This is a genomic window from Amycolatopsis rhizosphaerae (assembly GCF_007713715.1).
GTDB lineage: Bacteria > Actinomycetota > Actinomycetes > Mycobacteriales > Pseudonocardiaceae > Amycolatopsis_E > Amycolatopsis_E rhizosphaerae.
The window spans coordinates 1-10,742 of record NZ_VJWX01000239.1; the positions used below are offsets into that span (position 1 = coordinate 1).

Below are 10,742 nucleotides of genomic sequence, written 5' to 3' on the forward strand. Positions count from 1 at the left end.
CCCCCATCCCGACCGTCACGTCCCGGAGGATGGGCGCCCCGTCGTAGCCGAACCAGACGCCCTCGAACCGCACGTCCCCCGTGCCGCCTCCCGCTGGTGCCCGGGGCCGCCCGGCTCGCGTCGTGACCGGCTCGGGCGGCAGGGTGCGCACCTCCTCGATGCGTTTGACCGCGGCCAGGCCCGCGGACAGCGCGGCGGCCGCCACGGTGGTCGTCTCGATCGGATCGCGCAGGAAGATGACGTAGAGCAGGAAGGCCACGAGGTCCGGCAACCCCAGGTCACCGGCGGCGACGCGGGCCGCACCGACGGCGAGCACCACGAGGAAGGTCACGTCCACCGCGATCATGGCCACCACTTCGAGGATCGCGCGTGCCCTGGCCGCACGGACCCCGGCCCGGTAGGCCGAGTCGGCCTCCTGGCCGATCAGGCGGTCTTCGAGCTCCTCGGTGCCCGACGCCTTCACCGTCCGGAAGGCGATCAGCGCCCGCTGAAGGCCGGAAAGCATTCCGGCGACGCGGGCCTGCGCGTCCTCCGTGGCCCGCGACAGCCAGCGGAACGACCACCGTTCCGCGACCGTTGTCACCGTCAGCATGCCCACGACCAGCAGGAACATCGGCTGGTCCACGGTGGCCATGAGGACCAGCGCCGCGACGACAGTCAGCGGCGAGGCGGCGGCGTGGACGAGCGAGCCCGCGATGTCCTCTTCGAGCAGGGTGGTGTCGCTGCCGAGCCGGGACAGGAAGTCGCCGACGGCGCGCCGTTCGACGACACCGACTTCGGCGTGCAGAACCCGTCCGACGAGCCCGCGCCGCACCCCCCTCACGACGTGCTGCCCGGTTCTCTCCAGGAAGAACGTGGAGAGTCCCACCAGCACCAGGCCGACGGCCGCCACCCCGGCGAGCAGCAGGGCCGGACCGAGCACGCTCCGGTGCGCCTCCAGCTGGTCGAGCACCCACCGCGCCGCCAGAGGCTGGATCAGTGCCGCCGCGTTGGCCGCCAGGTCGAGGGCCAGCAACCCCACGAGCACGACGCGGATACCCCGGGTGTAGCCCCACAGGGACCTGACGGGTCCGCGCCCGCTCGTGGAGGTCGCCGGCCGATCCGCGGACATCGTGCCGATCACACCAGCCGGAAGTCGTAGGAGTGCCGGTTGAGGTGCAGGACCATGCACGACAGCAGTGCCCCGCCCTTGAGGTACTCACTGAGGTTGATCAGCGTGACCTCGAAGGCGTGCGAGCCGGCGATGTCCTCCAGCCGCCGGTTCTTGGCCACCTCGGACTGGTAGTCCTCCGTGCCCGCCTTCAACTCGTGCACGTGGGAGGCGTTCACGAGCGTGTTGTGCAGGCGCACGGAGTTGCAGATGCCGGACATGCAGAGGTCGGGGCTGACGTCGATGATGTCCGTGTAGCGCTCGAGCTCCTTGATCTCCGCACGGTCGTACATCTCCGTGCAGACCAGCGTCTCCTCGCGAGTGAGTGGGAACACCGTGCAGTCGAGGTGGTAGAGATAGGGATCGGTGAGTTCCAGCGGCACTATGGTCATGTCGAACCGGCGCCGCATCCACTCGTAGGTCTCGGCCTCCGACCTGAGGCCGTACCCGCCCACGTAGACGTTGTCGTAGAGGTGTTTGAGTTCCGCCTCGCCCTCGAACTTGGCCGGGGGCACGTAGGTGCGGTAGTTCGCCTGCTCGAAGAACCGCAGGCCCACCTCCGTCTCGCCCCTGCGGGGCTGGGAGGTGAAATTGGAAAGGACGACTACGTCCTTTTTGTCCAGATGTTCCAGCACGATTCCCAGGTTCGCGGTGAACACGAGATCCTGCAGCCCTTCGGTTCGGGGCGTCGGCAGGACGTAGACCAGGGCGCCACCCGCGAGGTAACGGTACAGTTCGAGGAACTGCACCATTGCCTTCTTGCGTTCCGGCACACGCTCCTGGTCGGGCAATTCCCGCATCCAGGCGTTGTTCGCCACGTCGGTGCGGTAGGAGAAGGGCGCGTTCACCAGAAATGCGGGACATTCGAGCTGGCTGGGATTGACCGGGCCGGCCGGGGACTTGGCTTGTGCAGCGTTGACGGACGAGCTCATCGGGGTTGCTCTTTCAGAGTTGACCGGACTGGGACAGGGGGTGGATTTCGTCGATGGCCACGATCGGATCGACCCCGGCTTCGACGTGTTCGCGCGGCGACACGAGTGCCGTGAACCGGTGGCGCGCCGACAGCGGCACGATGAGGTCCACCTGGGATCCGTACCTGATCTGCGAGAACCGTTCACCCTGCCGGCAGGGCTGGTTCTGCTTGAGGGTGAACGGGGTGATCGAGTCGACGTCGTAGTCGGCGACCTGGAGCACGTAGTAGGGGATGCCGAGGGCGGGTACGTCGATCCGGTTCACCATGCGCTGGTTGTGGTGCAGGTAACCGGCCCGCTCGTGCGGGATGCGCAGGTTCTCCATGATGTCCTGCTCGAGGTCCAGCATGGGGTGGTTTTCGGTGTCCAGCGGGTCGAACTCCCGATAGGACAGGAATCCCGAGTACGGCACCCGGTTGACGTGCACGTCGAAGAACGTCATGAAAATGCCGACGACGAGGCTCGCCCTGTCGTAGAAGGGGTCGCGGATCGCTTCCCGCAGGGAGTACGAACGGCCCTTCACGTCGAGGATGGCCTCGTCCGGTTCCACCACGCCCGCGTAGAGCACCACGCCGTCGGCCGGTGCGAAGAAGAGCCTCGGGTCGACGAAGGCACTTCTGGCGGGATCTCGGAAGAAGTGGTACTGAGACAGCCAGGAAACAGATTTTTCCCGCAATGGGCGAACTTCCGATTTCACCCAGTCGGCCAGCTCTCTCGTCATTTTCCGACTCCACATGTGATCTCTTGGGTCGACGACCTTCCCGATCGCCGTCCACTTTTCGAACCATTCGGAGAAATGACACGCTTACACTCGAATACGGATGGTAGTGTCACGAGATGTTGTCCGAACGTGATGTTTACTTCGAGCCGTCCTCCTTCCTTCTCGTTGCCCGAGATTAGCCGGACGGCCGCCGGCATAAACGCCGCGATTCGACCCGGGTGAAGGTTCTTTGTCCCGTGATTCATTCCACGGGCCCACCCTGGGTCTTGTGAGTTGCGGACAAACGCAGTGGCGAATATCCCCAACGGTCGAATCGGCCGCGAAGGGACCCTTCACGGCCGACGGCGGCTGCCTCGCCACGGAGACGGACTCAGGGCATCTCCGCCGGGGGCCGCGGCGCCCAGAGCCGGTCGGCGTCGCCCGCGGCGAGGCGGCCCCGGTAGACGTCGATCTTGTGGTCGATGAGCTGCAGGTTCTCCTGGAGTTCGGCGAGCTTGGCGATCACCTCGGTGCGGTGGGCTTCCAGGAGGGCGAGCCGGTCCTGCTCGTTGCCGTACCCGGCCGAGACGAGTTCGGCGTAGCGCCGGATGGTCCTGATGGGCATGCCGGTGGCGCGCAGCCTGGTGCAGACGGTGATCCACTCGAGGTCGAGCCGGTGGTAGCGCCGACGGCCGGCGTGGTTGCGGCCGACGGGACTGACGACCAGGCCGGCGCGTTCGTAGTAGCGCAGGGTGTGGACGCTGACCCCGGTGCGGCGGGCGGCCTCGGCGATGGTCAGGCCCGCTTCGGCGCGCTCGGGCGCCATCGGCGGTTTGACTTCGAGCACACTCTAAATCCTAGCGTCGCCGCCATGAGTTCTTCAACGCTGCGCGAGACCCGGGACGGCGGGCTCGACGGGCGCCGCCGCTTCCTGGTGCTCGCGATCTGCTGCGCCAGCATGCTGGTCGTGGTCATGGACATCTCCATCGTCAACGTCGCACTGCCCGCGATCCGCCGCGACTTCGACGCCCCGGTTTCCGGTCTGCAATGGACGGTCGACGCCTACACCTTGGTACTGGCCGCTTTCCTGGTGCTCGGTGGGTCCACTGCGGACCGTTTCGGCCGTCGGCGCGTGTTCCAGGCCGGGCTCGCCGTCTTCGGGCTCGGTTCACTGCTGTGCGGCCTGGCACCGGGCCTCGGCTGGCTGATCGCGGCGCGGGCGCTGCAGGCCGTGGGGGGCACGATGCTCAACCCGGTGGCACTGGCCATCGTGGCCACCGCGTTTCCCACGCCGGCCGAGCGGGCCAGGGCCATCGGCGTGTTCGGCTCGGTCACCGGCCTGTCGCTGGCGCTGGGCCCGATCGTCGGCGGCGCCCTGGTCGACGGGTTCGGCTGGCACGCGGTCTTCCTGGTCAACGTGCCGATCGTGGCCGTCGCGCTCGTGGCCACCGCGGTGTTCGTGCCCGAATCCCGCGCCGAGCGCGCACGCCGGTTCGACCCGGTGGGCCAGGTCCTGGTGATCCTGGTGCTGGGCGGCGCCGTCTCCGCGATCATCGAGTCCGGGCGGCTGGGCTGGACCTCGCCGGTGATCTCGGGCCTGTTCGCCGTGGCCGCGCTCGGCGTGCTGGGCATCCTCGGCTACGAACGGCGCCGCCCGGACCCGCTGCTGGAACTGCGCCTGTTTCGCAGCGTGCCGTTCAGCACCGCGATCGTCATGGCGATGTGCGCCCTGTGCGCCTTCGGCGCGTTCCTGTTCGTGACCACCCAGTACCTGCAGGACGTGCGCGGGCTGCCCGCGCTGGCGACCGGCCTGTGCCTGCTTCCGGTCGGGGTGCTGGTCGTGGTGCTCTCCCCGCGCACCGGCCGACTGGTCGGCACGAGCGGTCCCCGCCTGCCCCTGGTGGTTTCCGGGGCCGCGCTGGCGCTGGGCGGGGCCGCGTCGCTGTGGCTCACCCCGGCCACACCCCTGCTCGCCGTGCTCGCGATCTTCGTTCCCTTCGGCGTCTTCCTGGGCACCGTCAACCCGCCGATCACCACCACGGCGGTCTCCGGGATGCCGCGCTCGATGGCCGGGGTGGCCGCTTCGCTGGCCTCCACCGGACGGCAGGTCGGCACCACCCTGGGGGTCGCGATCGCCGGCACGATCGGGGGATTTCGCGACGGGAGGACTCTCACCGCTCCAGGGCCCGGCGTGTGGTGGCTCGTACTCGGCCTCGGCGCCGTCATCCTGGTCCTCGGGCTGGTCAGCACCGGTCGCCGCGCGCTGGCCACGGCCGGGCGCGCGGCCTCGGTGTTCGAAGAGGCCTGACCGGGCCGCCCACTAAAACTTGATTCATTCCAGATTTTGCGGCAGACTGCCCCGCGTGTCCACGACGCCGGACTTCGAGCGCATGTTGCGCGGGGCCGCACTGCGGGTTACGCGGCCCCGGGTGGCGGTGCTGTCCGCCGTGCACGGCCACCCGCACGCCGACACGGACTCGATCCTCGGCGTCGTGCGGGAAACCCTCGGTGGGGTGTCCCATCAGGCCGTCTACGACATCCTGCGCGCGCTGACCGGCGCGGGACTCCTGCGACGGATCGAACCGCCCGGTTTGGTGGCCCGCTACGAGGCGCGGGTCGGGGACAACCACCACCACCTGGTGTGCCGGTCGTGCGGGGTCATCGCCGACGTCGACTGCGCCGTGGGCACCGCACCCTGCCTGACCGCGTCCGACGACCACGGTTTCGCCATCGACGAGGCCGAGGTCATCTACTGGGGCCTGTGCCCCGCCTGCACCACCGCAACCAGTTCCTGAACCCGTTGCTCCACGTCCCGGAAAGGATTCCCGTGTCTGACAGTCCTGATGCCGTTGTCGGCGAGATGAACGACGAAACCGCGGGCGGCTGCCCCGTCTCGGCAGGGCGCTTCCACCACCCGACCGGGGGCGCGGGCAACCGCGACTGGTGGCCGAACCAGCTCAACCTGAAGATCCTGCGGAAGCACCCGCCCGCGGCCAATCCGATGGGCGGGGACTTCGACTACGCGGCCGAGTTCGGCAGCCTCGACCTCGACGCACTGGCCAGGGACGTCGACGAGGTGCTGACCACGTCGCAGGAGTGGTGGCCCGCCGACTTCGGCCACTACGGCCCGCTGATCATCCGCATGGCGTGGCACAGCGCGGGCACGTACCGCATCCACGACGGCCGTGGCGGCGCGGGCGCGGGCATGCAGCGGTTCGCGCCGCTGAACAGCTGGCCCGACAACGCCAACCTCGACAAGGCGCGCCGTCTGCTCTGGCCGGTGAAGAAGAAGTACGGCCGCAAGATCTCCTGGGCCGACCTGATGATCTTCGCGGGCAACCGCGCGCTGGAAACCATGGGCTTCAAGACCTTCGGCTTCGCCGGCGGGCGCGCGGACGTCTGGGAACCGGACGAGGACGTCTACTGGGGCCCGGAAACCACCTGGCTCGGAGACGAGCGCTACAGCGGAAACCGGCAGCTGGAGAACCCGCTCGCGGCCGTCCAAATGGGACTGATCTACGTCAACCCCGAGGGCCCCAACGGCGTCCCCGACCCGCTCGCCGCGGCCCGCGACATCCGCGAAACCTTCCGGCGCATGGCGATGAACGACGAGGAAACCGTCGCGCTCATCGCGGGCGGCCACACCTTCGGCAAGACCCACGGCGCGGCGAACCCGGACACCCACGTCGGCCCCGAGCCCGAGGGCGCCCCGCTGGAGGAGCAGGGCCTCGGCTGGAAGAACAGCTTCGGCAGCGGCAAGGGCGCCGACGCGATCACCAGCGGCCTCGAAGTCACCTGGACGGCCACGCCGACCAAGTGGGGCAACGGTTTCTTCGAGAACCTGTTCGGCTACGAGTGGGAGCTGACCAAGAGCCCCGCCGGGGCCCACCAGTGGCGGCCGAAGGACGGCGCGGGGGCCAACACCGTGCCCGACCCCGAGACCGGTGAGCTGACGCGCACGCCGTCGATGCTGACCACCGACCTCGCGCTCCGCTTCGACCCGGTCTACGAGCAGATCTCGCGGCACTTCCTGGAAAACCCGGACCAGTTCGCGGACGCCTTCGCCCGCGCCTGGTTCAAGCTGACCCACCGCGACATGGGCCCGCGTAGCCGTTACCTCGGATCGCTGGTCCCGCAGGAGACGCTGGTCTGGCAGGACCCGATCCCCGAGGTGGACCACGAGCCGATCGGCGCCGAGGAGATCACCGCGCTCAAGGGGCAGCTCCTCGCCTCGGGCCTTTCGGTCTCCCAGCTCGTGTCGACGGCCTGGGCGTCGGCCTCGACGTTCCGCGGCAGCGACAAGCGCGGCGGCGCGAACGGGGCGCGCATCCGCCTCGAACCCCAGCGGAGCTGGGAGGCCAACGAGCCCGACAAGCTGGCGGTGGTGCTGCGCACCCTGGAAGGGATCCAGGAGTCCTTCAACGCCTCCCAGACCGGCGGCAAGCGGGTCTCGCTGGCCGACCTCATCGTGCTCGGCGGGTGCGCCGCGGTCGAGCAGGCCGCCGGGAACGCGGGCTTCGACGTGACCGTGCCCTTCACGCCGGGACGGGCGGACGCGTCGCAGGAAGAGACCGACGTGGAGTCCTTCGCCGCGCTCGAACCGGTCGCGGACGGATTCCGCAACTACCGCGGGAAGGGCAGCAAGCTGCCCTCCGAGTACCTGCTGGTCGACCGCGCGAACCTGCTGAACCTGAGCGCGCCCGAGATGACCGTCCTCGTGGGCGGCCTGCGCGCCCTGGGTGCGAACCACCAGCAGTCCAAGCTGGGTGTCTTCACCGCCGCACCGGAGTCGCTGACCAACGACTTCTTCGTCAACCTGCTGGACATGGACACCACGTGGACGGCGGCTTCCGAGGACGCGGAGACGTTCGAGGGCCGCGACGGCACGGGTGCGGTCAAGTGGACCGGCAGCCGCGTGGACCTCGTCTTCGGCTCGAACTCTGAGCTGCGGGCGCTCGCGGAGGTCTACGCCAGCGACGACGCACGGGAGAAGTTCGTGCACGACTTCGTCGCCGCGTGGGACAAGGTGATGAACCTCGACCGGTTCGACCTCGCCTGATCCCGCCTGATCCCGCCTGATCCCCGAGCCCGGGTCCCGTGAGGGGCCCCCTCACGGCCGGGGTTCCGGCAATGTCGCGTGGGTTTTGGCCGTGAAGGGTCCCTTCACAGTCGATTTGACTGTGAAGGGACCCTTCACGGCTTGCCCCAGTCCCTCCGGCCGGGACTGGGGGGAACCTCACGGCGCCACCGGCCCCGCCGCCGACGCTTAACCCGCCGCGACGCGCAAAGACCCATCGCCGTTCCCGTCGGTGAAAAGCAACGATTCGCACGTGATCCGTTACAGCATTTCGCTGATCTGTGTCAAATGACACTCCGATAGTGACTTTTGTAGTTTCTTGTTCGTAATCTTCTCGCGCTCTCGCGGTGACCTGCGGCCTTCCCCGATCGGTCGCGGCCGCGAGGTGCCGCCCCGGGGTTCCCCGAAAACCCCGGGCGGCGCACGCGAAAGGAATTCCCGTGGGAACTCGTCTGTTCCGCGCGGCGGTCACGAGCGCGATGACGGTCCTCGCGCTCGCGGCGACCGCCGGGCCCGCGCTGGCCGCCACTCCGGCCGCCCCCGCCGCCTCGATCGCAGGCTCGAACCTCGGCGGGGCCGCATTGCGCGCCGCGCTGACCCAGCAGGGCAAGCCGTACGTCTGGGGCGCCGCCGGGCCGGGCGCCTACGACTGCTCCGGTCTGGTGCAGTGGGCGTTCAAGCAGACCGGCCGCGCCCTGCCGCACAACGCGGCGATGCAGTCCACCCTCGGCGCCCCCGTGGCGCCGTCCCAGTTGCGGCCCGGCGACCTCGTCTTCTTCTACAGCCCGGTCAGCCACGTGGGGATCTACGTGGGCGACGGCAGGATCCTGCACGCCAGCACCACCGGGCAGCCGGTCAAGATCTCGTCGATGAAGGGCATGCCCTTCCACAACGCCCGCCGGCTCTGAGGGTCACCGGGATTCCAGGGTCTTCTTCACGATCCCGGTGCCCTCGGCCATCGCCTCGCCGGTGGATCCGGTGAGCGAGTCCGGCAGCAGATCGGCGATCCACACGAACCGGGACCGGCCGTCCCCTTCGTCGAACACCTGCGCCGAGGCGCTGTGGTGGGCGTACGGACCGTCGACGACCGTCCAGGCGATGCGGCGTGCCTCGTCGTCGACGGCGATGATGCGCTCCCGCAGCACGGCCCCGCTGCCGAAGGTGACGATCCTCAGGTCGTCGCCTTCGCGGCGGGTGTCCACGACGAAACCGGGTACCAGCCGCTCGTGGAGCGCGTCCCAGTCCCGCAGGGCGGACCACACCTCCTCCGGGCTCGCCTCGATCTCGATTTCACGGCGGATGGACGCCATTGCCTGCCTCCTGTCTTCGGAACCCGTCCCCGGCAGCCTGCCCCGGCGGCGGCCGTGCCGTCTTGAACATCCTTGCGCTGTCCTCAATGGACGGTTGAGTGGCTCGTGATGGCCGGGTAGCCTCCCGTGGATGCGTCTGCTGATCTCCGCCGGGGGCGGGTACAGCCATATCGCGCCGTTGCTGCCGCTCGCCATCGCCGCCAGGGAAGCGGGGCACGACGTGGTGTTCGTGACCGGGCCGGGCGCGGTCGGACACGCCGAGGCCGCGGGTCTGCCCACGGTCGCGGTGGGGCCCGCGCCGACCGGCTCGTTCGACCGCGAGAAGTATCTGAAACGCACCGCCGGACTGTCTCCCGAACAGCGCCTGGCGTACGTCGTCGGCGTGATGGCCGAACTCGGCGCGGGCGAACGGATCGACGACATGCTGGCCTTTTTCCGGCGGTGGCGGCCGGAGCTGGTGCTCGCCGGCACGGCCGAGTTCGCGGCGGTGACGGCCGCGGCGGTGCTGGGCGTGCCCTACGCCGTGCACGCCATCAGCCCGCCGAAATCCGCCGCGGTCATGGCGGGGGGCTGGCGGGGCGTCGCGGAGATCGCCCGGCGCCACGGCCTCGACCGGTTTCCGGGCCACGATTCGGTGCCCTACCTGGACATCTGGCCCGAATCACTGCCACCGGCCGGGATCGAGTGGGACCATCCCCTCCGCTGGCCGGTGCGCCCCGAAGGCATCCTGCCCGCGCCCGGCGAACCCGCGACCGGACTGAAGGGCCTGCCGCACCCGAAATCGGTCTACGTCACCGCGGGCACTTCACACAACACGCGACCAGGACTGCTGGAGGCCATGATCGCCGGAGTGCGCGGTGAGCGGGTCAACGCGGTGGTCACGATCGGCCGCGACGGCGACCGCGAGCGTTTCGGCCCCCAGCCGGACTCGGTGCGCCTCGAGCACTACGTGCCCCAGTCCCGGATCCTGCCGTCGGTGGACGCGGTGGTCTGCCACGCCGGGGCGGGCACCGTCCTCGGTGCCCTCGCGCACGGCCTGCCCCTGGTGCTGACACCGGCGGCCACCGACCAGTTCGACATCGCCGACCAGGTCGTGCGCGCCCGCGCCGGTGTGCGGGCCGAATCCACCGCCGAAGGCATCCGGGACGCGCTCCGCACCGTGCTGGCCGATCCGTCCTATCGGGACTCCGCGGCCGCGCTGGCGCGAGAGATCGCCACCATGCCCCCGCCGTCCGCCGCCCTCGGCCGCCTCGAAACGCTGACAATGAAGACCAAGGCGTGACCATCCTCCGCCCGATCCCCGCTCTCGCCGCACCCATGGCCGTCGCCGCACTGGGGTTCCTTCTCGTCGGCGTTGCGCTCTGCACCGTGATGGCGGACCAAATGCCCAACCGGGCGGGAACCGTCTCCTCGATCGCCGCCGGTGTTGCGATCATCGCGTTCGGTGTCCTCCTCGGCGCCATGGGTCTCGTCTACTTCCGGCCCATCACCGCCGATCCCGGCACCATCCGGGTGCCCTCAGTGCTGACCACCC

11 protein-coding genes are annotated in these 10,742 nt (G+C 69.5%); 6 read left to right on the forward strand and 5 right to left on the reverse strand.

All coding sequences use genetic code 11. The features are described from left to right. The 4 genes from FNH05_RS22015 to FNH05_RS22030 form a co-directional block, all read right to left on the reverse strand. Nucleotides 1–1,111, reverse strand: a 1,111-nt coding sequence (locus tag FNH05_RS22015) for an ABC transporter transmembrane domain-containing protein (protein WP_144590608.1), incomplete at its 3' end; no start/stop codon positions are given. 8 nt (nt 1,112–1,119) lie between these two features. Beyond that, a complete protein-coding gene (locus FNH05_RS22020) occupies nt 1,120–2,082 on the reverse strand; it encodes a dimethylarginine dimethylaminohydrolase family protein (protein WP_144590609.1) in 963 nt (320 codons plus the stop codon). Nucleotides 2,083–2,095: 13 nt separating this feature from the next. Then, nucleotides 2,096–2,842, reverse strand: coding sequence for a phosphatidylserine decarboxylase (locus tag FNH05_RS22025; RefSeq protein WP_144590610.1), 747 nt, complete (start codon nt 2,840–2,842; stop codon nt 2,096–2,098). Nucleotides 2,843–3,212: 370 nt separating this feature from the next. Beyond that, nucleotides 3,213–3,668, reverse strand: coding sequence for a MerR family transcriptional regulator (locus FNH05_RS22030; protein ID WP_186382674.1), 456 nt, complete (start codon nt 3,666–3,668; stop codon nt 3,213–3,215). 24 nt (nt 3,669–3,692) lie between these two features. Here FNH05_RS22030 and FNH05_RS22035 point away from each other — a divergent pair, with 24 nt between their 5' ends. From FNH05_RS22035 to FNH05_RS22050, 4 genes are all read left to right on the forward strand, one after another. Continuing rightward, entirely contained in the window at nt 3,693–5,129 is a 1,437-nt protein-coding gene (locus FNH05_RS22035) for an MFS transporter (protein WP_144590611.1), read from the forward strand. A gap of 55 nt (nt 5,130–5,184) precedes the next feature. After that, nucleotides 5,185–5,616, forward strand: coding sequence for a Fur family transcriptional regulator (locus tag FNH05_RS22040; protein WP_144590612.1), 432 nt, complete (start codon nt 5,185–5,187; stop codon nt 5,614–5,616). Nucleotides 5,617–5,648: 32 nt separating this feature from the next. Continuing rightward, nucleotides 5,649–7,880 carry a catalase/peroxidase HPI gene (gene katG / locus FNH05_RS22045; protein ID WP_144590613.1) on the forward strand — a complete coding sequence of 744 codons (2,232 nt, stop codon included), beginning with the start codon at nt 5,649–5,651 and terminating at the stop codon, nt 7,878–7,880. Nucleotides 7,881–8,338: 458 nt separating this feature from the next. Next, the gene (locus FNH05_RS22050) at nt 8,339–8,806 is read left to right on the forward strand and encodes an NlpC/P60 family protein (protein WP_246127879.1); all 468 of its coding nucleotides are present in this window, start codon (nt 8,339–8,341) and stop codon (nt 8,804–8,806) included. A gap of 3 nt (nt 8,807–8,809) precedes the next feature. Here the strand turns inward: FNH05_RS22050 and FNH05_RS22055 are convergent, their stop codons facing one another. Further along, a complete protein-coding gene (locus FNH05_RS22055) occupies nt 8,810–9,208 on the reverse strand; it encodes an SRPBCC family protein (RefSeq protein ID WP_144590614.1) in 399 nt (132 codons plus the stop codon). A 130-nt stretch (nt 9,209–9,338) separates the two neighbouring features. On the opposite strand from FNH05_RS22055, the gene FNH05_RS22060 reads away from it, so the two are divergent. After that, nucleotides 9,339–10,490 carry a glycosyltransferase gene (locus FNH05_RS22060; protein WP_144590615.1) on the forward strand — a complete coding sequence of 384 codons (1,152 nt, stop codon included), beginning with the start codon at nt 9,339–9,341 and terminating at the stop codon, nt 10,488–10,490. Next, a partial coding sequence (locus tag FNH05_RS22065) for a hypothetical protein (RefSeq protein ID WP_222426677.1) occupies nt 10,487–10,742 on the forward strand: 256 nt, incomplete at its 3' end. The genes FNH05_RS22060 and FNH05_RS22065, both read left to right, overlap by 4 nt.